The organism is Achromobacter sp. 2789STDY5608615, from assembly GCF_001298995.1.
In the GTDB taxonomy this organism is placed as follows: domain Bacteria; phylum Pseudomonadota; class Gammaproteobacteria; order Burkholderiales; family Burkholderiaceae_B; genus Achromobacter; species Achromobacter insuavis.
In genome coordinates this window covers 90,871-113,725 of record NZ_CYTY01000012.1, presented here as the reverse complement: position 1 = coordinate 113,725, position 22,855 = coordinate 90,871, and the positions used below count along the sequence as shown (strand labels likewise).

Here is a 22,855-nt window from a genome sequence, read left to right as displayed (position 1 = left end):
TCCTTGCTGTTTTTGTATAAAGCCCCCCGATGACGGGCGCGTGGGGTAAGGCAAAAATCTAGGCGGCGTCGATGGCCGGTCCGAACCGCTCCGCCAGCCAGGCGGGCGGCGCATGCGCGGCCAGTCGAGGGCCGGCGCGCAGCAAAGCCATGGGCAGTTCGCGGCCGACCAGCCCCGGCAATCCGCGCAGGATGGCCAGCAGCGCGTCGAGCGACACGCCCGTCCGCACGCCCATGCACTCGAACATGTGGACCAGTTCCTCGGTGTTGACGTTGCCGCTGGCGCCCGGCGCGTACGGGCAGCCGCCCAGGCCGCCCGCGGCAGCGTCGAAGCGGGTGATGCCGGCCTCCCAGGCCGTGATGGCGTTGGCCAGGGCCATGCCGCGCGTATTGTGCAGGTGGGCGGTGAGCGCGATGCCCGGCAGGCGCTGCGCGGCCTGCGCGCACAACTCGCCCACCTGGCTGGGATAGGCCATGCCGGTGGTGTCGCACAGCGTGATGCCGCGGGCGCCGGCGTCGACCAGCCGGGTGGCCAGGTCCAGCACCTGCGCCGCGGGCACGTCGCCATCGAACGGACAGCCGAACGCGGTCGACAGCGAGACATTGCAGGGCGCCCCGGCGCGACCGGCGGCGGCCAGCACCTGGCTCAGCTCGTCGAACGATTGCTGGCGGGTCATGCGCAGGTTGGCGCGGTTGTGCGTCTCGCTGCACGACATGACCAGGTTCATCTCATCGACACCGGCTTCCAGCGCCCGCTCCAGGCCGCGGATGTTCGGCACCAGCGCGGTATAGATCACGCCGGGTCGGCGGCGGATGCCCTGCATCACGGCGCCCGCATCGGCCAGCGCCGGGATGGCCTTGGGCGAGGTGAAGCTGGTGACCTCGATACGGGCAAAGCCACAGTCGGACAAGGCATCGACGAAGGCGATCTTGTCCTCGGTGGGCACCATGCGCGCTTCGATCTGCAAGCCATCGCGCGGGCCGACTTCGTTGATTTCCAGGACGGGGGAACCGGTATTCATGGATGCATCCTCGCTGCCGGGCAGTGGAAATTGAAATAGCTCATGCGATCACGCCGCGCGCCCGCAGCGCCTCGCGTTGCTCCTCGCTCAGGCCCGCCGCCTCCAGTACCGCATCCGTATGCTCGCCCAGCGTCGGCGCGCGCTCGCGCACCGCGCCGGGGTTGGCCGACAAGCACGGAAACACCGCCGGCATGTCCACCGCGATGCCGCTGGCGGCCTCCAGGCGGGTGATGGCGCCGCGCGCCTGATAGTGCGGGTCATGGGCGATGTCGGCCACCGAATAGATGCGGCCCGACGGCACGTCGGCCTCCCGCATGGCCTGCAGCACCTCGTCGATGCCGCGCTCGCCGGTCCAGGCGCCGATGGCCTGGTCGATCTCGGCGACGCGGCGGGCGCGGCCGTCGTTATGCGCCAGGTCGGGATCGCGGCCCAGGTCGTCGCGGCCGATGCGGGCCATCAGGCGGGCGTAGATGGCATCGCCGTTGCCCGCGATCAGCACGTAGCCGTCGCGGCACGGATAGGCGTTGGACGGCGCGATGCCCGGCAGCGACGCACCCGCCGGCTCGCGCACGGCGCCGAACACCGAATACTCCGGCAGCAGGCTTTCGCTGAGGTTGAACAGGCTTTCGTACAGGGCCGCGTCGATCACCTGCCCCTGGCCGCCCCGGGCATCGCGCTGGTACAGGGCCAGCAGCACGCCCAGCGCGCCGTGCAGGCCGGCGATGGTGTCGCCCAGCGACAGGCCGGCGCGCACCGGCGCGCGGCCGGGCTCGCCATTCAGGTAGCGCAGGCCGGCCATGGCTTCGCCAATGGCGGCAAAGCCCGGCTCGCGCGCCTTCGGCCCGGTTTGGCCGTAGCCGGAAATGCGCAGCATGATCAGGCGCGGGTTCAGCGCGTGCAGGGTCTCCCACGACAGGCCCCACTTCTCCAGCGTGCCGGGGCGGAAATTCTCGATCAGCACGTCGGCCTCGGCCGCCAGCTGGCGCACGATGTCCTGCCCCTCGGGCTGGCGCAGGTCCACGCACACGGATTTCTTGTTGCGCGACTGGGCCTCCCACCACACCGAGGAGCCCTCGTGCAGCAACCGCCATTTGCGCAGCGGGTCGCCCTGCCCCGGCGGTTCGATCTTGACGACCTGCGCGCCGAAGTCCGCCAGCGTCTTGGCGGCGAACGGCCCCGCGATGAGTTGTCCGAGTTCCAGCACGCGTATGCCGGCGAGTATCTGCCCTGCCATGTCGCCTCCCGGGCGCATCCAACCAATCATGGCGGGCAGTGTGCGCCATCGCCCATGGCGGTGGAATGGACGATTCGGGAAAGGGGCATTCCCGGATCGAGAAAGCCCCTTGATGCGCCACGCCGCGGCTGAAACCGCGGCGGGCCGTCGCGCCGCCTCAGGCCGCGGACGGCTCCTGGCCGCCGCGCAGATGCGCCAGCAGCAGCCGCGCCGCCACCGGCAGCGCGTCGGCGTCGCGCACGCCCAGCAACAGCCAGTGGCGCGCCCAGTCGTCCGACAGCGCGATCAACCGGATCGGCATGGAGCGCGCATGCGGTTCGGCCGCCAGGCGCGGCAGGATGCCGACCCCCCGCGTGGCCGCCACCATGCGGCAGATGGCGTCGAAGCTGCGCACCTGGATGCGCAACCGCATGTCGCGCCCCAGCCGGCCGCTCTCGTCGGCCAGGCGGGTGGCCAGGGACGTGGCCGGCGGCAGGCCAACGTAGTCGTAGGCCAGCGTATCGGCGAACGCCACCCGCGCCTGGCGCGCCAGCGGATGGCGCTGCGGCACGATCAGCACCAGCTCGTCGAGCCGGTACGGCACGGTGGCCAGCCCCGCCGCCAGGGTGCGGTCGGCGAACACGCCGATGTCGGCGCGGTTTTCCAGCACGGCGGTGACGATGTCGCTGCTGTTTTGCTCTTCCAGGTCGATGCGCACGGCCGGATGCGCTTCCATGAAAGACGCCAGGTCCTCCGGCAGGAACTGGGTCAGCGACGAGGTATTGGCGGCAATGCGCACCTGCCCGCGCACGCCCCGCGCATAGTCGGACAGCGTGCCCGCCATCTGCTCGACTTCCTGCAGCACCCGCAGGGCATGGACCAGGCAGGCCTGGCCCGCCTCGGTCAGCTCGACGCCGGCCGCGTTGCGGTACAGCAGCTGGGTGTCCAGCGCGGCCTCCAGGTCCGAGATCCGCTTGCTGGCCGCCCCCACCGCCAAGTGGGACGCGCGCGCGCCGGCCGAGATGCTGCCCTGGCGGGCCACCGAGACGAAAAGCGAGAGCGTGACGAGGTCGATGCGGGCGATATTCATGGCGGGCAGGCGGCGCCAGGCGGACGCCGCGGCTGCACTATAGCGCGTGGGCCCCCGGGCCACGGCCGGGCAGCGCGCCAGCGATAAGTCCCCATTTAATCCCCAATACGGACTGCAGCCCGGCGGGGCTGCCACTACAATCCCGCCTATGACAACGAACAGCTCTGCGAATCCGCCCGTGAACACCCCCGCAACACCCGGCAACCCCGACGCGCCCGCGCCGGTTTCCCCCCAGACCGAGGCCGCGCTGGCCAGCGCCGCGCACGCCCCCAACAGTCCGGGCGCCACGCACATCCGCAGCTTCGTGCATCGCCGCGGCCACATCACCCAGGGCCAGCTGGCCGCGCTGGAACAGCTGCTGGGCAAGTGGTCGATTCCCCATGCCGCCCGCCGCCTGGATCCGGCCGCCGCCTTCGGCCGCGAAGCGCCGACGGTGCTGGAAATCGGCTTCGGCATGGGCGAGACCACCGAGAAGATCGCGCTGGCGCGTCCGGGCGACAACTTCCTGGGCGTGGAAGTGTTCAACGCCGGCGTCGGCTCGCTGCTGCGCCGCATCGAAGACTCCAGCATCCCCAACCTGCGCATCATTCAGCATGACGCGGTCGAGGTCGTGCGCGACATGATCGCGCCGGATTCGCTGGCCGGCGTGCACATCTACTTCCCCGACCCGTGGCCCAAGAAGCGCCACCACAAGCGCCGCCTGGTGCAGCCGCCGTTCATCGCACTGCTGGCCAGCCGCATCGCGCCGGGCGGCTACATCCATTGCGCCACCGACTGGGAAGACTACGCGGTGCAGATGCTCGACGTGCTGGGCAACGAGCCGCAACTGAAGAACACGTCGGACGGCTACGCGCCGCGCCCCGACTACCGCCCCCTGACCAAATTCGAGACGCGCGGCCTGCGGCTGGGCCACGGCGTCTGGGACCTGATCTTCAAGCGAGTCGCCTGATGCTCTACCCCGCGATCGAACCCTACCGCCACGGCATGCTGGAGACCGGCGACGGTCACCAGGTCTATTGGGAAATGTGCGGCAATCCGCAGGGCAAGCCGGCGGTGTTCCTGCACGGCGGCCCCGGCAGCGGCTGCTCGCCGGTGCATCGCCAGCTGTTCGATCCGCAGCGCTACAACGTGCTGCTGTTCGACCAGCGCGGCTGCGGCCGCTCGACGCCGCACGCCAGCCTGGACAACAACACCACCTGGCACCTGGTGGCCGACATCGAACGCCTGCGCACCGAAATCATGGGCGCCGACCAATGGCTGGTGTTCGGCGGCTCGTGGGGTTCGACGCTGGCGCTGGCCTACGCCGAAACGCATCCGCAGCACGTCAGCGAACTGGTGGTGCGCGGCATCTTCACGCTGCGTCACGCCGAAGTGCAATGGTTCTACCAGGAAGGCGCGTCGTGGCTGTTCCCCGATCGCTGGGAAGAGTACCTGGCCCCCATCCCCGAAGCCGAGCGCGGCGACCTGGTGGCGGCGTACCACAAGCGCCTGACGGGCAATGATCCCGCCGAGCAGCTGCGCGCCGCCAAGGCCTGGAGCAAGTGGGAAGACAGCACCATCACGCTGCTGCCCAGCCCGCGCCACCAGCAGAGCCACGCCGCCGACCGCGCGGCGCTGGCCTTCGCCCGCATCGAGAACCACTACTTCGTCAACGCCGGCTTCATGGAAGAAGGCCAGTTGATCCGCGACGCCCACAAGCTGCGCGGCATCCCCGGCACCATCGTGCAGGGCCGCTACGACGCCTGCACGCCCGCGCGCACCGCCTGGGACCTGCATCGCGCCTGGCCCGAGGCCGAATTCCACATCGTGCCCGACGCGGGCCACGCCTTCGACGAACCCGGCACGCTGGCGCGCCTGATCGCCGCCACCGACGCCTACGCCAAACGCTGAGGAGACCACGACATGCACATCACCCTGAACGGCGACGCCCGTGAGTTCCCGCTGGACACCACGGTGAACGAACTGCTCGAAACGCTGGGCTATGCCGGCAAGCGCGTGGCGGTCGAGCGCAACGGCGAGATCGTGCCCAAGAGCCAGCACGCGCAGACCGCGCTGACCGACGGCGACCAGGTCGAGATCGTGGTGGCGGTGGGCGGCGGCTGAGCCGCGCCGCCAGCCGGACACCCCGGGAAAGGGCTGCAGCGATGCAGCCCTTTGTGTTTTCCGGCCCGTGAAACGCCTTCCGTCGGCGCCGGGGTTAATGATCCGCCGCAAACGCCGTCAACCTGTCAGCGGATAACGCTTTCCGGCAATGCCGGGTGTCGTCGATAATCCGCAGCACACAAGCGCCTGGGCCGAACCGGCCCGGCGGAGAAGTCCACTTCCCGGAAGCATCCGGCCTGGTGTCGCGGCCAGGCGGGACGCCTCACAACAAGACCGACCAGGGAGCTTCGACGCGTGAGCCGCAAACCTTCCCCCCGCCCCGACGCCCCGGACCGGGCCGGCGCCCCGCCGCAATTCCACGCGCGGTTCGACAGCCGCGTCACGCCCGACGCGCCGGACATCTGGCGCACGCTGGTCCGCCCCTACGTCGACCTGGAGATCGAGTCGGGGCCGCAGCCGTTCACCGGCGAAATGAGCGGCACCCACCTGGGCGACAGCCTCATCAGCCACAGCACCTGCTCGACCGCCATGCGCCATCGCCGCAGCGCGCTGGACGTGCGCCGCAGCCAGGTCGACCACCTGCTGATCCAGCTGTTCGTGGACGGCGGCACCCAGGGCGACTATGGCAAGCGCCAGGTCAAGGTCGGCGCGGGGTCGATCGGGCTGCTCGACCTGGGGCAGACCATGGACAGCCGCACCGCCTCCTTCTCCACCATCACCCTGACCGTGCCGCGCGACCGCCTGCCCACGGCGCTGCGCGACCGCAAGCTGCATGGCGCCCTGCTCGACCCCTCGCAGGGCGCGACGCGCCTGCTCGCGTCGCACCTGACGCAACTGATGCAACACGCCTCAGGCCTGACGCGCGAAGCCATGTCCGCCTCGGTCAACGCCGGCCTGATGCTGCTCAGCGGCAGCCTGTCGGCGCTGCGCGCTGCCGACAACGATGGCGAGGCGCGCCAGATGGTCAGCGACGGCATGCACCGGCTGGTCCGGCGCCACATCGAGCGCCACCTGGATTCCGACCAGTTGTCGCCGGAGACGATCGCGGCGGCCATCGGCATCTCGCGTTCCAGCCTGTACCGGCTGTTCCTGCGCGATGGCGGCGTCAATGCCTATGTGCAGGGACGCCGCCTGGACCGCTGCTTCGACGAACTGCTGCTGGCCACGGGCAACCGCATCGGCATCGCCGAGCTGGCCTACCGCTACGGATTTTCCAGCGAAAGTGCCTTCAGCCGGGCCTTCCGGCTGCGTTTCGGCGCCAGTCCCAGCGAGGTCCGGGCCAACGCCCAGCGCACCTGGGACGATGAGCTGGCCGGCGTCCGGTCGCACGCGGACGCCATCATGATCCAGGCCTGGCTCGCCGATATCCGCCAGCCCGCCGGAGCCGCCGCCGGCTAGCCGGCGCCTCCCGCCGCGACGCGCCGGACGCGCGGACCCGCGCAGGCGGAACGACGAGACGCCTGGCCGCTGGGACGCTGGGACGCTGGGACGCTGGGACGCCAGGTATGGTTTTCCGGGACGTGGCGCCAAGGAAAAAAGTCCTGGATCCCGGAAGATTGTCCGCTTTCAAATTGCGGGCAATCCCATGCATCCCACCTGCCGCTCTCCCCTGCGCCTGTCGGCCCTGTCCCTGGCGATCGCCCTCGGTTTCGCGACCGCATCCGGCGCGCACGCGCAGCAGATCCTGTACGGCGGCGGCGACGGCGGCGGCCTGAACTTCAACAGCGGGCGGGGCAGCATCGGCGGCGGCGGCGGCGGGGCCGGCAGCACCCCGGCCAGCCGGGGCGGCAACGCGGTGCAGACGCTCGAACCCTGGCTGCAACCGGAGAACGGCCAAGGACCGGGAGGCGGCCAGGCCGCCTTCAACGGCGTGGCGGGCGGCGCCGGCGGGGGTAGCGACTCCAGTGGCTGGCCCGGCGGGGCAGGCGGAATCGGAACGGTCACCAACCAGGCGTACTTCAGCGTGTTGACCGGGCTGAATGGATCGAACGGCGGCAACGCCGATTCCAGCTCCCCCAACGCCGCGGGCGGCGGCGGGGGTGGCGCAGGACTGGTGTCCCTGGGGCAGAACGCCACCATCGAGCTCAACAACGCTTTCTTGCGGGGAGGCTCGGGCGGCGCCACCACGGACATCTACGCCATCACCAATGGCGGCGGCGGCGCCGGGCTGGTCCTGGCGCGGGGGGGCACCATACGCCTTTCGGGCAACAGCCAGGTCACCGGCGGCGATGGCGGCGCATCCGCCGACCTCATACGCTCCGCCGCTGGCAGCGGTGGCGCGGGAATATTCCTCTACGATGGCGGAACCCTCATCGTGGCGGGCGGCCTGGTACGCGGCGGCGCGGGCGGCAGCAGCCCGTTCCTCGCGGGAAACGCGGCCGCGGGCGTGCTGAGCAACCTCGGACAGATCAGGAGCGCGGGCACCATCTCCGGCGGCGCGGCCGCGTCGACCCGCGAGTTCTACGGCCGCCCCGGCGGCGTCGGCATACAGGCCTGGGGCGGCACGATCACCAATGACGCCACCGGCCTGATCAACGGTGGCGAGGGCGGTTCCACCGGCTATGACAGCGCCGCCAGTGTCTCGGGCACCGGCGGCGCGGCGGTCAGCTTCCTGGCCGGCCAGGCGGCCAGCCTCGTCAACGCGGGCAGGATCCACGGCGGCGCGGGCGGCGACGTGTATGCGAACTCAAAGGTCGCCGGCGCGGGCGGCGTCGGCATCTCTGGCGCGGCGACCGGCAATATCTCGATCATCAACAACGGCGCCATTGCCGGCGGCATGTCCAACGACGGCAAGCGCGCCAACGCCATCGAGCTGGCCGGCAGCGGCAACCGCCTGGAATTGCAGCCGGGGGCGATCATCCTCGGCAACGTCGTCGTCGCCGAGGGCGGCGCCGACAACGTCCTGGCGCTCGGCGGCGATGGCGCAACCGGCACGTTCGACGTCACGCAGATCGGCGCCGACCAGCGCTACAGCGGCTTCGACCGCTACGAAAAAACCGGCAGCGGCGCCTGGGTGCTGACGGGCACCGGCAACCAGGACTGGACGGTCAGGCAAGGGGACCTGTCCGGCAACAGCGCGAGCATCGCCGGCAACGTCACCTTCACGACGGGCGCGAACGGCACCCTGACCTTCAACCAGGCCATCGACGGCGCCTACGACGGCGCCATCTCGGGCGATGGCAAGCTGGTCAAGGCCGGCGTCGGCACCCTCACGCTGACGGGCAGCAACGCCTACACCGGCGGCACCGTCGTCGCGGGCGGCACGCTGGCCTTGAACACCCCCAATCCCGCCGGCTCGATCAGCGGCGCCATCGATGTCGGCGCGCGGCTCGAGTTCTACAGCCCCAGCACCGGCATCAGCCTCATCACGATTGCCAGCGGCGCCAGTTCGACGCATTTCTATTCCGACGCCAACGCGGGCGACACGCGGCTGATCAACAACGGCCTGCTGGGCTTCCATGACCACGGTTCGGCCAGCCGCGCCAACGTGACCAACAACGGCAATCTGTTCTTCTTCGACAACAGCACCGCCGGCACCGCCACGATCACCAACACGTCCCGCGTCAACTTCCTAGGCCACGCCGACGGCGGCAACGCGAAGCTCATCAACGGGGCGGGCGCCATCGTCGATTTCAGCCAGAGCATCGGCGTGGCGGGCGACGGCAAGCTGTCGATCGGCCAGCTCACCGGCGAGGGCAGGATTTTCCTCGGCAGCAACACGCTGACGATCGGCGGCGGCGCCGACGCCACCGAACTCTGGAGCGTCATCGCCGACGGCGGCAACGCCGGCGGCGCCGGCGCCTCGCTGATCAAGGCCGGCAGCGACACGCTGATACTGCGTGGCAGGAACGGCTACACGGGGTCGACCACGGTGCGTGGCGGCACGCTGCAGGCAGGCGTCGCCGACGCCCTGTCCGCCAGCAGCGCCCTCAACGTGGAAAGCGCGGGCACCTTCAGCATCGGCGGCTACGACGTCGCCGTGAGCGCCCTGTCGGGCGCGGGCCTGGTCACCAACACGGACGGCGCGCTGCGCACCTTGACGGTCGACGGCGCGCAAAACTCGACCTTCAGCGGCCGCCTGGCCGACTCCCAGAGCGCCGGCCTGTCGCTGACCAAGCGCGGCAGCGGCAGGCTGATCCTGAGCGGCTCCAACACCTATGCCGGCTACGCGCGCGGCGAGCGCGGCCAGACCGCCATCTACGGCGGCACCCTGCAATTCGGCGATGGCGCCAGCGCCAGCGTCAACCAGCTGGGCGGCGACCTCTTCGTGCACGAGAACGGCGCCCTGGCGATCAGCGGCAAGACCACGGTCGCCGTCGCCAACGACGTCAACCTGATCGGCAACAACGGCGCCGGCGCCGTGCTGTCGATCACCGCCAACGCGAACGGCCCCTCGCTGACCGCCGACCGCGTCATCATTGGCGCCGACGCCACGTTCAATCTCAGCGGCATCGACGGCCCGCTGGCCCAGGACCGGCTGCTGATCGACACGCGCGGCGGCATCCAGGGAGAGTTCGCCACGCTCAACATCGGCGGCTTCGCCGGCGCGGTGGACTACCTCGCGGCCTCGACCCGCAAGTCGACCGATGGCAAACAGTATCTCGCCACCTACGGCCTGAGCTGGACCGCCAACAACAGCCTGGCGGGCGGGACTTTCACCCTCGCCGACGCCGGCAACCGCTTCACCGTGGGCGCGGCCCTCGCCGACCAGGCCGCCAACGCCGCCACCGGCTGGAACGGCAAGTCGCTGACCAAGGCCGGCAACGGCACGCTCATCCTGACCGGCGCCAACACCTACAGCGGCGGCACCACCATCACCGGCGGCACGCTGCAGCTGGGCGATGGCGGCAATACCGGCTCGATCAGCGGCAACGTCGTCAATCAGGGCATGCTGGCCTTCAACCGCGGCGATACCTTCACCTTCGCCGGCGACATCTCCGGCAACGGCGCCCTGCGCCAGTCCGGCAGCGGCACCACGGTCCTGACCGGCGCCAACACCCACACCGGCGGCACCCTGGTCGACGGCGGCACGCTGCGCGCCGGCAGCTCGGGCGCATTCGCCGCCCGCACCGCCTACGTCGTCAACGGCGGCACGCTCGACCTGAACAATCACGACCTGACGATGTCCGCGCTGTCCGGCGCGGGCGGCACGGTGGCGCTGGGCACGGCCACCCTGACGGTGGACCAGTCCATCGACACGGCCTACGCCGGCGCGATCACCGGATCGGGCGATCTCATCAAGCTGGGCACCGGCACCCTGACGCTGACCGGCGTCTCGGCCATGAACCTGCGGCTCGCCAGCGGCGCCATGGTGACCCATGCCAACGCCTTGCGCGGCAACGCCGCGCTGGCCGCCGGCACGTCCCTGGCCTTCGACCAACCGGCCGATGCCGCCTATGGCGGCCAACTGTCGGGCCAGGGCGACCTGCGCAAGCTCGGCGCCGGCAAGCTCGACCTGACCGGCGACTCCTCCGCCTTCGCCGGCGCGACGACCATCCAGGCCGGCACGCTGGCGGTGAACGGCAAGCTCGGCGGCACGCTCGATGTCGGCGCGGCCGGCCGCCTGCAGGGCAATGGCAGCGTGGGCGACACCGCCGTCAGCGGCACCGTGGCGCCCGGCAACTCGATCGGCACGCTCAACGTCGCCGGCAACCTGGTGTTCAACCCCGGCTCGACCTACGAAGCCGAAGTCGACGCGGCGGGGCGATCGGACCGGATCATCGCCTCGGGCGCCGCCACGATCAACGGCGGCGCCGTGCAGGTGGTGGCCGGCGCCGGCAATTACGCCAGCCTCACCCGCTACACCCTCCTGACCGCCAACGGCGGCCGCACGGGCGAGTTCAGCGGCGTCACCTCGAACCAGGCCTTCCTGTCGCCCACGCTCGGTTACGACGCCAACAATGTCTACCTGACCCTGACCCGCAACCAGATCGGCTTCCAGGACGTCGGCGCCACGCCCAACCAGGCAGCCGCGGGCGGCGGCGCCGAACGTCTCGGCCAGGGCAACGCGCTGCATGACGCGCTGCTGGGCCTGTCGGCGCAGCAGGCGCGGGCCGCCTTCGACCAACTGTCGGGCGAGGTCCATGCCTCGATCCGCACCGCCTTGATCGAAGACAGCCGCTACCTGCGCGATGCCGTCAACGACCGCGTCCGCGCCGCCTTCGATGGCGGCGGCTACGGCGCCGCCCCCGGCGTGGCTTACGAAAACGGCCAGCCGCGCGCGCTGGCGGCCGGCGCCGAGCGCGCGGCGCTGTGGAGCCAGGCCTTCGGCGCCTGGGCCCAGACCCGCGGCAACACCAACGCCGCGCGGCTGAACCGCTCGACCGGCGGCTTTCTCGCCGGCGCCGACGCCCCGGTATCGCAGCACTGGCGACTGGGCGCGGTGGCCGGCTACAGCCGCACCGGCTTCAATGTCAAAGACCGGCAATCATCGGGATCGAGCGACAACTACCACCTGGGCCTCTACGGCGGCGCCCAGTGGCGCGGCCTGGCCCTGCGCGCTGGCGCCAGCCACACCTGGCACGACCTGTCCACGCGCCGCGATGTCGACTTCCCCGGCTTCTCCGACCGCCTCAAAGGCGGCTATCGCGCCGGCACCACGCAGGTCTTCGGCGAACTCGCCTACCAGATCCGCGCCGGCGGCGCCGGTCTCGAACCCTACGCCAACGTCGCCCACGTCAAACTGCGCACCCACGGCTTCACCGAGCGCGGCGGCGCGGCGGCGCTCTCGGCCGCGGCCGCCAGCACCGACACCACGTTCACCACGCTCGGCCTGCGCGCCGCGACCGCCCTGGACCTGAAGGGCGCGCCGCTGACCCTGCGCGGCATGGCCGGCTGGCGTCACGCGTTCGGCGACGCGACCCCGCTCGCCACGATGCGGTTCGCCGGCGGCGGCGCCTTTGCCGTCAGCGGCGTGCCGCTGGCGCGCGACACCGCGGTGCTCGAGGCCGGGCTCGACTACGCGGTCACCGCCCGGACCACCCTGGGCCTGGCCTACAACGGCCAACTGGGCGCCGGCCTGAGCGACCACGGCGTCAAGGCCAGCTTCACGCTCCGGTTCTAACCCTTTTTTCGCCCCGACCGCCGCTGGCCGGGGCGATGCCCGTGTTTTTGCCGTCAACTGGCGCGTATTCTTGCGGACTCTGGCAACCGGCTAGCAACCTGTTACACGTTACCCCCTCGTCTCGCGACGATGGGGCGGGTCATAATCGTCGAGGCTGGCGTTGTCGCCAGCGCGGACGGGGGCACCTGGCCGCGCACCCTGAACGCGCTTTCTCTTTTTCTCAACGCAGCATAGATAAAGGAAACACTATGGGTCTGCTCAATTTCATCAAGGACGTTGGAGAAAAACTCTTCGGTGCCAGCGAAGCCAAGGCGGCGACGGCGGATGAGCTGAAGAAGGAACTGGACAAGCACGGCCTGAACGCCGATGGCTTGCAGATCACGGTGGACGGCGACAAGGTCACGGTCGCGGGCGAAGCCGCCAGCACCGAAGCCGCCGAGAAGATTTCCCTGGCGCTGGGCAACACCGTCGGCGTGGCCGCGGTGGACAATCAGTTGAAGGTCAAGCAGGCCGCGCCCGAGGCCAAGATGTACACGGTGCAGAAGGGCGACAACCTCTGGAAGATCGCCGAGGCGCAATACGGCAAGGGCCAGGGCGCCAAGAACACGCTGATCTTCGAGGCCAACAAGCCCATGCTGACCAGCCCCGACAAGATCTACCCCGGCCAGGTGCTGCGCATCCCGCCGCTGTCGTAGGCAACCCAACGGAATGGGCCCTCGCGGGCCCGTATCGCGGCGCAGAACCCCCTGCCTGCCGCGATGATTTGGCCAGGCGCAATGCCTGGCCATTTTTTTGGTGACGATCACGGGCAGGGGCCGGCGGTCATCGGCGAGCCCGAGGGTCGGGCCCTGCCGCCGGACACCCGTGCCGATCAGCCCTTCATGAAGCGGCCCATGCCCTTCATGCCGCCCATGGCGCGCATCATCTTGGCCATGCCGCCCTTCTTCATCTGCTTCATCATGCCCTGCATCTGCTCGAACTGGGCCAGCAGGCGGTTGACCTCCTGCACCGGCACGCCCGAACCCGCCGCGATGCGGCGCTTGCGCGAGGCCTTGATGAGTTCCGGCTTGGCGCGCTCGGCGGCCGTCATGGAATTCAGGATGCCCTCGGTGCGGCGCAGCTGCTTTTCAGCCTGGCCGCCCTGCAGCTGGCCGGCGGCCTGCTGGAACTGGGCCGGCAGCTTTTCCAGCAGCGAGCCCATGTCGCCCAGCTTCTTGACCTGGCCGAGCTGGTCGCGGAAGTCGTTCAGGTCGAACTTGTTGCCCGACTTGATCTTGGCCGCCAGCTTCTGGGCCTCGGCGATGTCGATGTTCTTCTGGGCCTGCTCGACCAGCGAGACGATGTCGCCCATGCCCAGCACGCGCTGCGCCATGCGCTCGGGGTAGAACGGCTCCAGGCCGTCCAGCTTTTCCGAGACGCCGACGAACTTCAGCGGCTTGCCGGTGACGTGGCGCACCGACAGCGCCGCGCCGCCGCGGGCGTCGCCGTCCAGCTTGGTCAGCACCACGCCGGTCAGCGGCAGCGCCTCGGCGAAGGCGCGGGCGGTGTTGACCGCGTCCTGGCCCTGCATGGCGTCGACCACGAACAGCGTTTCGACTGGCTTGACCAGGTCATGCAGCGCGCGGATCTCGCGCATCATGGCCTCGTCGATGCCCAGGCGGCCGGCCGTGTCCAGGATCAGCACATCGTAGTGGTGACGACGGGCATGGTCGACCGCGTTGCGGGCGATGTCCTCGGGCTTCTGGCTGGGATCGGACGGCAGGAAATCGACGCCGACCTGCGCCGCCACGCTCTTCAACTGGTCGATGGCGGCCGGGCGGTAGACGTCGGCGGACACCACCAACACCTTTTTCTTGCCGGTCTTGCGGCCGTGCTGGGTGTGCTGGCCTTCGCTCAGCCAGCGGGCCAGCTTGCCGGTGGTGGTGGTCTTGCCCGCGCCCTGCAGGCCGGCCATCAGGATGACGGCGGGCGGCTGCACCGCCAGCGACAGTTCGCCGGAATCGGCGCCCAGGTCGCCGCCCATGAGGGCGGTCAGTTCCTTGTGGACCACGCCCACCAGGGCCTGGCCGGGGCTGAGGCTGCTGGCGACTTCTTCGCCCAGCGCCTTTTCCTTGACCCGGGCGACGAAATCGCGCACCACGGGCAGCGCCACGTCGGCTTCCAGCAGGGCCATGCGCACTTCGCGCAGCATTTCCTGGGTGTTGGCCTCGGTCAGGCGGGCTTCGCCGCGCAGCGTCTTGACGACGCGCGACAGGCGTTGAGTTAGGTTATCGAGCATGAGAGGCGTTTCCGCTTAAACTAGTTGATTGAACGGTGGCCGCAGGCGCGGATTCCGCACTGTCGGGCGGCATGCGCCCCCAGGCCCCATCCAGACAACGGTTTCTATGTCACTAGGCATTGTATTTCACACAGCGGCCGCCTTGGCGTACGCCGTGCTCGGAGGGTCCCTCTGGATCCGCCTGGCCGGCGCCGGGGAAGTCGAGCAAACGGGCAAGATCGCCCGTCTGTGCCTGCTGGGAGCCCTGGTTCTTCATGGAATCGGGCTGCAGCAATCCATGCTGGGGGCCCCGCACCCGTTCATCGGGTGGGCGCTGGCCCTGTCGGCCGCCATCTGGCTGGGCATGCTCGTCTTCTGGCTCGAAAGCCTGCTGGTGCGCATCGACGGCCTGCAGCTGCTGCTGCTGCCCGCCGCCACCCTGGCCAGCGGCCTGGCCGCCCTGTTCCCCCAGGGCCAGTTCGTGCCCCACGCCGACAACGCCTGGCTGCGCGTCCACCTGCTGATCGCCCTGGCCGCCTATGGCCTGATCACCATCGCCGCCCTGCACGCCATGATGATGGCGCTGCTCGACCGCCACCTGCACCGCCCGCTGGACGCCCCCGCCGAACGCAGCATCATCGGCCGCGTGCTGGACTCGCAGCCGCCGCTGCTGGTGCAGGAACAGCTGCTGTTCCGCATCATCTGGATCGGCTTCGTGGTGCTGACCCTGGCCGTCGGCTCGGGCTCCATCGCCTCCATGAAGCTCACCGGCCAGATCCTGCCGTTCGACCACAAGACCGTCTTCACCCTGCTGTCCTGGCTGACGTTCGGCGTCCTGCTGGCCGGGCGCCACATCTGGGGCTGGCGCGGCCGCGTCGCCCTGCGCTGGACCCTGACCGGGTTCGGCTTCCTGATCCTGGCCTACACCGGCAGCCGGTTCGTGCTGGAAGTCATTCTGCATCGAGGCTGACGTGGGCAAGCTGCTGTTCTGGATCGTCATCATCATCGGCGTGCTGTTCGTGGCGCGCATCGCCGGCCGCATGGCCGCCGCCCGCCAGGACGGCCCCGCGGGCGCCAGCCCCCAGGGCAAGACCGGCCAGCCCGCCGCCCGCGCCCCGGAAGCCATGGTCCGCTGCGCCCACTGCGGCATCCACCTGCCGCGCTCGGAAGCCCTGCTGCAGGGCGGCCAGACCTGGTGCAGCCAGGAACACGCCCGGCTCGGCCCGGCGACCAAATAACCCGCGCCGCGGCGAGCCGCCCTCGCGGGAATAAGCGCCGGGGCATCACTATGTCCCTTTTTCCAGGCACGGCATAATGCATGTTGGATACAACCTGCTTCCTTCCCATGCCCTTGCTCCTGGATCGACATGGCTGGCTGGCGCCGGCCCCTGGTGTTTCCCGTCTGCCCTCCCCCAACTGCGACGCCCGTCCCCGTGACGCGCAGGTCTCGCTGCTGGTGCTGCACAACATCAGCCTGCCGCCGGGCCAGTTCGGCGGCCCCGAGGTCGCCGGCCTGTTCCTGAACACGCTGGACTACGCCTCGCACCCCTGGCTCGAACGCCTGCGCGGCCTGCGCGTATCGGCCCACTTCTTCATCCGCCGCGACGGCCGCATCGTGCAGTTCGTCTCCACCGAGGCGCGCGCCTGGCATGCCGGCGTCTCGCGCTTCGCCGGCCGCGAGCGCTGCAACGACTTCTCCCTCGGCATCGAGCTGGAAGGCACCGATACCCTGCCCTACACTGACGAGCAATACACCGCGCTGCGCCGGCTGACCCCGGCGCTGCGCGCGCGCTACCCCCTGGCGGCCGCCTGGGGCCACGAACACATCGCCCCCGGCCGCAAGACCGACCCGGGGCCCGCATTCAACTGGACGCGCTTCGGGCGCGACAGCGGCTTTGCGCGGCGGCAGTTGCCGCCCGCCTGACCCTTAAAGGACCGGTTATGTTGAAGATCTGGGGACGGCTGACGTCCGTCAATGTGCAGAAAGTGATGCTGGCCGTGCGCGAACTGGCGCTGCCGCATGCCTTCATCGAGGCCGGCGGTCCGTTCGGCGTGGTCGACACGCCCGAGTACGCCAGGATCAACCCCAACCGCACCGTGCCCGCCATCGACGACGGCGGCTTCGTGCTGTGGGAATCGAACGCCATCGTGCGCTACCTGGCCGCCCGCTACGGCGCCGGCACCCTGTGGCCCGAGGACGTCTGCCTGCGCGCCGACGCCGACCGCTGGATGGACTGGCAGACCACCGAATGGCAGGGCGCCATGGTCCCGGCCTTCCTGGGCCTGATCCGCACCCCCGAAGCCAAGCGCGACCACGCCGCCATCGAGCTGTCGGTCAAGCGCAGCAACGCCCGCGCCCAGATCCTGGACCAGGCCCTGCAAGGCCGCGAATTCATCGCCGGCCGCCACCTGACCATCGGCGACATCGCCCTGGTGTGCTCGGCGCACCGCTGGCTGGCGCTGCCGATCGAGCGGCCGGACACCCCGGCGCTGTCGGCATGGTACCGGCGCGTGATGATGCGGCCGGCGACGCAGGGGGTGTTGACGTTGCCGTTGGAGTAAGGGGAAAGCGCCGCGACATCTCCGGACGAACAGAATCGCGGCGCGGAACCGGCCTGTCTCACTTCCTCCGGTCTTTGAGCCAGGCCCTGACACGGCGCACCGACATCGTGACCTTGACGGACAACATGGCGGCGCTGAACAACCATCCCAAAGCCCCGCCAGCCAATGCTGCCCACGACAATATCGGCTTGGTATCGGGATCATCCAGGCTGCTCCAACCTATCCACGCAAGCGCTGGGCAAACGAAGATCAGGCACAAGACCGGCACGAAATAGGACATGTCCACGCTTATCAAAACAAATCGCCGTCTGAACCCCGGCGTGCAGTGGAGCGTGGAGACCGGCAGGTCCTTGACGAGCTTTTTGTGTTGAACGTGAGTCACGGCGACCAGAAGGATCCCCAGCGCCAGCGACAGCCATAAGAAGCCGGCGCGAAACAGAGCCGGAATGGTCAGAATCGCCGTACCGGTCGACGCCGCAGTCAGCCTCTGGATCGCCCTCATGGTTGCTTCGTCGACGATGTAGCCGGGCTTGTTCCAGCCCATTCTGCCGTAGTAGATGATGGTGCCGTCTTCCAGGGTTTCGAACAGCCCTCTCGGTCCCAAGTTCATGTCCCATCTCGATGGACAATTCGTCCGCACGGTCGTGGCACGACTATCTCCCGCGCCCGCCGACCCGCGCCTTGATCTTGGCAAACAGGAAGGCGAAATTTACTGCCCACGCCGCAAACGCGACGATGACGACCGACCATATCAAGGCCGGGCTCAATCGGGATGCGCCATCAAGCTTGGAAAATGCCAGGGCGGCGACAGCGGGCAGCAGAAAGATGTTAGGCACGATCAAGGCATAAGACATGCTTCTGCCGATCAACATCACCCTCTTACTGAACCGGGGCCGTGGATATAGCGAAACCGGCAGTGTCTTGATGAGCCTGTTGTGCCGAACATAAAAGGAAGCGGCCGCCACTGCTGCAAGCAGCATCGCCGTCCAGCGATACCCCGCGGTGAACGCAGGAGAGATGCCAAAGGCCGAAGCCGCAAATAACTCCACGTACAAACGCCGGATGGAACGCATGGCGGCCTCGTCCACGTGGTATCCGAGCGCATGACCATCCCGTCTACCGTAATAGTAGATAGTCGTGCCGTCTTCCTTGGTCTCGAACAAGCCGGTGTATGTAAAACCCGAACGCATCACTATCTCCGAAAACCGTGCATCCCAAGTGTCTTCGCTTAACCGAAGAACAGGTTGCCACTGTCGAGATAGGGGTAATTGGTTCCAACCACCCCAGGTATCATCCATCCGTATGGAGTGGAAGGATCGGCGTAATTCGTATACTCAATGAAGAGATCCGCGGCTCCGTCGCCGGTCCTGTCTCCCTCCAATCGTACGGTGGATGCCCACCACCAACCGCTATCATCATGGTGAGTAACGGGCCACTCATGTCCGTGATGATCCTCGGTCACATATCGAAGCTCTCCAGCATGCCCGGTGAACTTGCTTGTTCCGATGAACCGCAGGGCCTGATGTCCCTCGGTATTCAGGTCGCCATCCAGATTTGAAAAGTCCAGCACGTCCGGTTCGATCCGCAGCCCCCCCGACTCCCCCCAGATAAGCAGGGTGGTAGTACTTGAGGCTGAAGTCCCGCGCTTCGCGAACCGTGGTCAGTCCATGGATGAACTTCGTCGTGATTTCCCCCGTGCCGGGATCCGCGAAATCGCCATCGTTGAAGACGATGCGATTGCCGCCACCGTGCACGACGAAGGTGTCGTTGCCGCCACGGCCAGTGAACGTCATTCCCCCGAGCACGTCGCCGATAAAAGTGTCGTCATAGTCGCTGCCGATGACATAGTCGATATTGCGGAATTCTCCACCGCACCAAGGACCGATAGAGCCAGATTTCAATCCCACCAGGGCGTACCCACGAAGTTTCACCAGGGCGTTATCGTGGGTGAGGAAATAGTGATTGATTTCGTAGTCCTTGAGTCCAAAGGCGCTGGCCCGATCCGCAATCCACTTGTCCATGCGATCGTTGCCATACACGGCGATGTCGACGCCCCATTTGTTCAAGGAGAAGTCGAGGACGTTGTAGCCATCCGGATTGCCGACAACTTTGTTGGACCAGTCATAGTCGTCTCCAGGCATGAACCAGTTGACTGCATTGCCCCCCACCATTTCACTCGGCGTCTCGTCGCCGATGAACAGGTAGGACTTCCCATCCTCCCCCACGAATGACTTCACGCCATTCTCCGGCTCGATGTCGGCATAGTGCACAATCTCTGGCGGCGTCCGCAGTACTGGACCATTACCGTTGGCCTCAATACCTGGGTCATTGCCACTCACGATCCTGTCTGCGACGTCCGCAAGAATTGCGGGCAGGATCACCGCAGCATCTGGATAGTCATCCGGATGCGCGCCTATTTCCTTCATAGCCAAATAAAGCTGGTAATCGGAAAAAATCGTAACGCCATCATTGAAGGGCTGTACCTCGCCTTGCGCCGGCGAGCCAGCCTCAACGTTTGCTGGAGGAGCCTGATGATCGCCTTCATCAGGTGATGGCATTGTCGCCGTGGGGGTCTCCCCTGCGGCCGATATATGCTTTTCGGCACCAGCAAGGGCATCGTTGATGAGCTTGGCGGCCTCCCCTTTCAGTCCAAGCGTATCCAACAGCGTCGAAACGCCGATGTTGATGGCAATGGTCGCAACGGCGGCGGGCCCCTCGATAGCAATGAGCGCACCGGCCAATCCGGCCAGCGCACCGGCGATCATCGCGCTGACCGCTACGGATGCCACCTCCGAGCCCACTGCAACTTTGGGATCCGTGCCAGAGGCGATATCTTTTTGGATTGCGCTCCAACTGAAGACGCTCTGCATAAAGTAAGCATGGGTACGCGCCATCGCCTTGAGAATCTTGAAGGAGGACTCGTCCAGACTGCTTTTCAGCAAGTCTTGCATGTACCCCAACACTTTTCCCGTCTCCGGAATCAGCGCATTGACCAACGGCTCGACCATCCCGCGCGTCGTCTTCGGATCGTGGTAATACCTGGATTCCTCGCTGTAGTGCGAAAAGTAATACGCTTCCTTTTGGTTGAGAATCTGCGCGATGTACCAAGCGGGAACGATCCGTGGCGTCGAGAAGTAGGACCATCCGATACCGTCCCAAAGGCCTGATCCCAGCCCGCCGCCCCCCCCAAACCTGACGGCTCCGGAGGCCAACTTCCATAAACGGTGATGCTGCCAAGCGTGGGCGTAGCCATGATGCGGCTCCTGATCGCAGATCAATCAATAGCCACCCACCACCACGCAGGCGACCGTCTATAGACATAAACGGTTGAGCCGCGATTTACAGTAAAAAAACGCCGCAATTCAGACCAGTTCTCCGGCACCGGCCCGCGTCCCGCGATTCGAAGCATGTCGCCGCCCTCGCGGCGACAGCGTCAAGCGCCCTACTCCACCCAGGGCGTGCTCGCCCAGATCTGCCGCAGCCGCCCATCATCCTGCTTCAGGCGTTCCTGCCACTGCGGCCCATCGAGATAATCCATCTCGGTGAACTGCTGCTTCATCTGCGCCTGGAATTCCGGATTGGCGGCGACCTTGCCCAAGGCCTGGCGCAGTTTCTCGGCGACATCCGCCGGCAAACCCTTCGGCGCGACAATGCCGCGCTCGGAGGCGAACACCAGGTTTACGCCCAGCTCCTTGAAGGTCGGCACATCCGGTCCCAGCGGCGAACGCGTCTCGCTGGCCTGCGCCAGCACGCGCATGTTCTTGCCGTGATAGGGCATGACTTCGCCCAGGTTCAGGCCGCCGATCACGGTATGCCCGCCCAGCACCGAACTGCGCAGCGGCCCCGCGCCGTTGTAGGGCACGTGGTTGAGCTTGGTACCGGTCAGGTTCTGGAACAGCACCAGCGCCAGATGGTCGTCGGTGCCCACGCCGGTCGAGCCGTAGCTGATCGCGCCCGGTTTCTCGCGCGCCGCCTTGATCAGGGCATCCAGCGTCTGGTACGGACTGTCGGCCGCGACGCTGAAAGCGCTGGGGTCGCGCACCAGATTGGCCAGGTACGTGAAGTCGGCGGTGGTGAAGCCGGCCTTGCGCTCGATCGGCAGCGACACCAGCCCGGGCATGTTGGTCATCGCCAGCGTATAGCCATCGGGCTTGGCGCGCGCCACGTACGACAGCGCGATGGCGCTGGACGCGCCCGGCTTGTTCTGCACCACGATGGTGGCGCCCAGCTCCTTTTCCAGGAACACGGCCAGCGAGCGCGCCGTCAGGTCGGTGCCGCCGCCGGGCGCGAAGCCCACCACCAGTTCGATGGGATGGTCGGGCCAGGCCCAGGCCGGCCACGCGGCGCACAGCGCGGCCACGGACAGCGCGGCGCGAGCGGCCGCCTTGCGTGTAAAGAACATGGTTGTCTCCTGTTTGGGTACTGCTGTTGTTATGCGTTGTGGTGGGCCGGACACGCCGGCCAGCCACGCGGGACGGCTGCGACGGCCGCCCCGGGTCAAACCGTTCCCTAGCCGCCCTGGCCTACTTCCTGCGCCTCGCGCCACGCCAGCAGGCGCGTCACGCCTTCGGCCATGCCCACTTGCGGCTGCCAGCCGATCTGTTGTCCCGCCAGATCGTGCGGGATGTGGAAAGCCCCGCCCGAGGTCAGGCGCACCGTGCCGGGCGGGTCCGGCCGGATCTCCGGTTCCAGGTCGCTCTTGCAGTAGTCCAGCACCAGCCGCACCAGTTCACCGGTGGTGATGGGCGCGGGGCCGGATACGTTCACGGCCACATCGGTGGCGTCGCTCTGGAACGCGGCGACATTGGCGCGCGCCACGTCCGACACATGCACGAAGTGCTTGGTATCGCTGCCGTCGCCGGGCAGCACGGGACGCTCGCCCTGGCGCACGCGGTCGTAGGTCTCCATGATGTACAGCGAATTGGCGGCGCGGTAGTGCTGGCGTTCGCCGTACACGGTGGAATAGCGCAGCACCACGTAGTCCAGCCCGGCCTTCTGGTGGTACTGGCGGCACAGCTGTTCGCCCATGATCTTGGAAGCGCCGTACAGGATCGCGGCGGGCGGCGCGCCGACGGAATGGAACGGGCCGTTCTCGGCCAGCGCGCCGGCAATGCCGCTGCCATAGCCATAGACGGCGTTGGACGAGGCGAACACGAACTTCTTCACCTTGTTGGCGCGGCAGGCTTCCAGCATGTTCTGCGCGCCGCGGATGTTCACGTCCACCGCCTGCCAGGGCGTCTGCGCGAAACCCAGCGTCATGTAGGCGGCCAGGTGCAGCACGCCGTCCACGCCTTCGGTCGCGGCCAGCAGGTCTGGCAGGCGCATCAGGTCCCCGCGCACCACTTTCACGCGCGGATTGCCCTGCAGGTGGGCGATGGCCTCTGGCGTGCCAAACGCGAAGTTGTCCAGCAGGATCACTTCGCGCACGCCGGCGGCCAGCAGCGCGTCGGCGGTGTGCGAGCCCACCAGGCTGGCGGCGCCGGCGATCAGGATGCGGGCATCGGCCAGCGGCAGCGCCGCGCTTTTCTTGTCGGTCGTCATGTGAT

The 22,855-nt window shown here is 68.1% G+C and carries 19 protein-coding genes; 10 read left to right on the top strand and 9 right to left on the bottom strand.

All coding sequences use genetic code 11. The annotated features are described in order from the left end of the window. Positions 1–58 precede the first annotated feature (58 nt). The 3 genes from AOZ49_RS12765 to AOZ49_RS12755 form a co-directional block, all read right to left on the bottom strand. The gene (locus tag AOZ49_RS12765) at positions 59–1,021 is read right to left on the bottom strand and encodes a hydroxymethylglutaryl-CoA lyase (protein WP_054475712.1); all 963 of its coding nucleotides are present in this window, start codon (positions 1,019–1,021) and stop codon (positions 59–61) included. A gap of 40 nt (positions 1,022–1,061) precedes the next feature. After that, positions 1,062–2,255 (bottom strand): CaiB/BaiF CoA transferase family protein, encoded by a 1,194-nt coding sequence (locus AOZ49_RS12760; RefSeq protein WP_054475710.1) that lies wholly within the window; start codon positions 2,253–2,255, stop codon positions 1,062–1,064. Positions 2,256–2,412: 157 nt separating this feature from the next. Next, positions 2,413–3,324, bottom strand: coding sequence for a LysR family transcriptional regulator (locus AOZ49_RS12755; protein ID WP_054475709.1), 912 nt, complete (start codon positions 3,322–3,324; stop codon positions 2,413–2,415). A gap of 178 nt (positions 3,325–3,502) precedes the next feature. Between AOZ49_RS12755 and trmB the strand changes: the two genes are divergently transcribed. The 6 genes from trmB (at position 3,503) to lysM (ending at position 13,185) form a co-directional block, all read left to right on the top strand. After that, complete coding sequence (trmB, locus tag AOZ49_RS12750) at positions 3,503–4,273, top strand: tRNA (guanosine(46)-N7)-methyltransferase TrmB (protein WP_156355650.1); 771 nt, start codon at positions 3,503–3,505, stop codon at positions 4,271–4,273. Continuing rightward, complete coding sequence (gene pip / locus AOZ49_RS12745; protein WP_054429112.1) at positions 4,273–5,214, top strand: prolyl aminopeptidase; 942 nt, start codon at positions 4,273–4,275, stop codon at positions 5,212–5,214. Before trmB ends, pip begins: the two co-directional genes overlap by 1 nt. Positions 5,215–5,226: 12 nt before the next feature. After that, positions 5,227–5,427 (top strand): sulfur carrier protein ThiS, encoded by a 201-nt coding sequence (thiS, locus tag AOZ49_RS12740; RefSeq protein ID WP_006391536.1) that lies wholly within the window; start codon positions 5,227–5,229, stop codon positions 5,425–5,427. A 294-nt stretch (positions 5,428–5,721) separates the two neighbouring features. Further along, complete coding sequence (locus AOZ49_RS12735) at positions 5,722–6,825, top strand: AraC-like ligand-binding domain-containing protein (RefSeq protein WP_054429113.1); 1,104 nt, start codon at positions 5,722–5,724, stop codon at positions 6,823–6,825. 187 nt (positions 6,826–7,012) lie between these two features. Next, entirely contained in the window at positions 7,013–12,490 is a 5,478-nt protein-coding gene (locus AOZ49_RS12730; RefSeq protein WP_054475704.1) for an autotransporter domain-containing protein, read from the top strand. 248 nt (positions 12,491–12,738) lie between these two features. Further along, positions 12,739–13,185, top strand: a complete 447-nt coding sequence (lysM, locus tag AOZ49_RS12725) for a peptidoglycan-binding protein LysM (protein WP_025138165.1) — start codon at positions 12,739–12,741, stop codon at positions 13,183–13,185. A gap of 176 nt (positions 13,186–13,361) precedes the next feature. On the opposite strand, the gene ffh is transcribed toward lysM, so the two are convergent. Further along, on the bottom strand, positions 13,362–14,768 hold the full coding sequence (gene ffh, locus AOZ49_RS12720) for a signal recognition particle protein (RefSeq protein ID WP_049076369.1): 1,407 nt from the start codon (positions 14,766–14,768) through the stop codon (positions 13,362–13,364). Positions 14,769–14,874: 106 nt separating this feature from the next. On the opposite strand from ffh, the gene AOZ49_RS12715 reads away from it, so the two are divergent. The 4 genes from AOZ49_RS12715 (at position 14,875) to AOZ49_RS12700 (ending at position 17,309) form a co-directional block, all read left to right on the top strand. Beyond that, positions 14,875–15,717 (top strand): cytochrome C assembly family protein, encoded by an 843-nt coding sequence (locus tag AOZ49_RS12715; RefSeq protein ID WP_054475701.1) that lies wholly within the window; start codon positions 14,875–14,877, stop codon positions 15,715–15,717. 1 nt (position 15,718) lies between these two features. Next, entirely contained in the window at positions 15,719–15,985 is a 267-nt protein-coding gene (locus AOZ49_RS12710) for a PP0621 family protein (protein ID WP_054429116.1), read from the top strand. A gap of 107 nt (positions 15,986–16,092) precedes the next feature. Next, positions 16,093–16,671: a 1,6-anhydro-N-acetylmuramyl-L-alanine amidase AmpD gene (ampD, locus tag AOZ49_RS12705; protein WP_054429117.1), complete on the top strand. Its 579-nt coding sequence runs from the start codon at positions 16,093–16,095 to the stop codon at positions 16,669–16,671. Between the two features lie 17 nt (positions 16,672–16,688). Further along, a complete protein-coding gene (locus tag AOZ49_RS12700) occupies positions 16,689–17,309 on the top strand; it encodes a glutathione S-transferase family protein (RefSeq protein WP_054429118.1) in 621 nt (206 codons plus the stop codon). Positions 17,310–17,367: 58 nt separating this feature from the next. On the opposite strand, the gene AOZ49_RS12695 is transcribed toward AOZ49_RS12700, so the two are convergent. The 5 genes from AOZ49_RS12695 to AOZ49_RS12675 all read right to left on the bottom strand — a co-directional run bounded on the left by AOZ49_RS12695 (position 17,368) and on the right by AOZ49_RS12675 (position 22,850). After that, positions 17,368–17,919 carry a hypothetical protein gene (locus tag AOZ49_RS12695; protein WP_054475699.1) on the bottom strand — a complete coding sequence of 184 codons (552 nt, stop codon included), beginning with the start codon at positions 17,917–17,919 and terminating at the stop codon, positions 17,368–17,370. Between the two features lie 43 nt (positions 17,920–17,962). Beyond that, complete coding sequence (locus AOZ49_RS12690; RefSeq protein WP_054429120.1) at positions 17,963–18,499, bottom strand: hypothetical protein; 537 nt, start codon at positions 18,497–18,499, stop codon at positions 17,963–17,965. A gap of 246 nt (positions 18,500–18,745) precedes the next feature. After that, the gene (locus AOZ49_RS12685; protein WP_156355649.1) at positions 18,746–20,587 is read right to left on the bottom strand and encodes a hypothetical protein; all 1,842 of its coding nucleotides are present in this window, start codon (positions 20,585–20,587) and stop codon (positions 18,746–18,748) included. A 164-nt stretch (positions 20,588–20,751) separates the two neighbouring features. Further along, entirely contained in the window at positions 20,752–21,711 is a 960-nt protein-coding gene (locus AOZ49_RS12680; protein WP_054429121.1) for a tripartite tricarboxylate transporter substrate binding protein, read from the bottom strand. Between the two features lie 107 nt (positions 21,712–21,818). Further along, positions 21,819–22,850, bottom strand: coding sequence for an NAD-dependent epimerase/dehydratase family protein (locus AOZ49_RS12675; protein ID WP_054475698.1), 1,032 nt, complete (start codon positions 22,848–22,850; stop codon positions 21,819–21,821). Positions 22,851–22,855: the final 5 nt, after the last annotated feature.

Bases quoted from the DNA above. Each gene is read 5' to 3' on its own strand.
- AOZ49_RS12700 (WP_054429118.1), top strand. From the start codon at position 16,689: ATGTTGAAGATCTGGGGACGGCTGACGTCCGTCAATGTGCAGAAAGTG.
- AOZ49_RS12765 (WP_054475712.1), bottom strand. From the start codon at position 1,021: ATGAATACCGGTTCCCCCGTCCTGGAAATCAACGAAGTCGGCCCGCGC.
- ffh (WP_049076369.1), bottom strand. From the start codon at position 14,768: ATGCTCGATAACCTAACTCAACGCCTGTCGCGCGTCGTCAAGACGCTG.
- AOZ49_RS12690 (WP_054429120.1), bottom strand. From the start codon at position 18,499: ATGCGTTCGGGTTTTACATACACCGGCTTGTTCGAGACCAAGGAAGAC.
- AOZ49_RS12755 (WP_054475709.1), bottom strand. From the start codon at position 3,324: ATGAATATCGCCCGCATCGACCTCGTCACGCTCTCGCTTTTCGTCTCG.
- thiS (WP_006391536.1), top strand. From the start codon at position 5,227: ATGCACATCACCCTGAACGGCGACGCCCGTGAGTTCCCGCTGGACACC.
- AOZ49_RS12730 (WP_054475704.1), top strand. From the start codon at position 7,013: ATGCATCCCACCTGCCGCTCTCCCCTGCGCCTGTCGGCCCTGTCCCTG.
- lysM (WP_025138165.1), top strand. From the start codon at position 12,739: ATGGGTCTGCTCAATTTCATCAAGGACGTTGGAGAAAAACTCTTCGGT.
- ampD (WP_054429117.1), top strand. From the start codon at position 16,093: ATGCCCTTGCTCCTGGATCGACATGGCTGGCTGGCGCCGGCCCCTGGT.
- AOZ49_RS12680 (WP_054429121.1), bottom strand. From the start codon at position 21,711: ATGTTCTTTACACGCAAGGCGGCCGCTCGCGCCGCGCTGTCCGTGGCC.
- AOZ49_RS12715 (WP_054475701.1), top strand. From the start codon at position 14,875: ATGTCACTAGGCATTGTATTTCACACAGCGGCCGCCTTGGCGTACGCC.
- pip (WP_054429112.1), top strand. From the start codon at position 4,273: ATGCTCTACCCCGCGATCGAACCCTACCGCCACGGCATGCTGGAGACC.
- AOZ49_RS12675 (WP_054475698.1), bottom strand. From the start codon at position 22,850: ATGACGACCGACAAGAAAAGCGCGGCGCTGCCGCTGGCCGATGCCCGC.
- AOZ49_RS12760 (WP_054475710.1), bottom strand. From the start codon at position 2,255: ATGGCAGGGCAGATACTCGCCGGCATACGCGTGCTGGAACTCGGACAA.
- AOZ49_RS12695 (WP_054475699.1), bottom strand. From the start codon at position 17,919: ATGAACTTGGGACCGAGAGGGCTGTTCGAAACCCTGGAAGACGGCACC.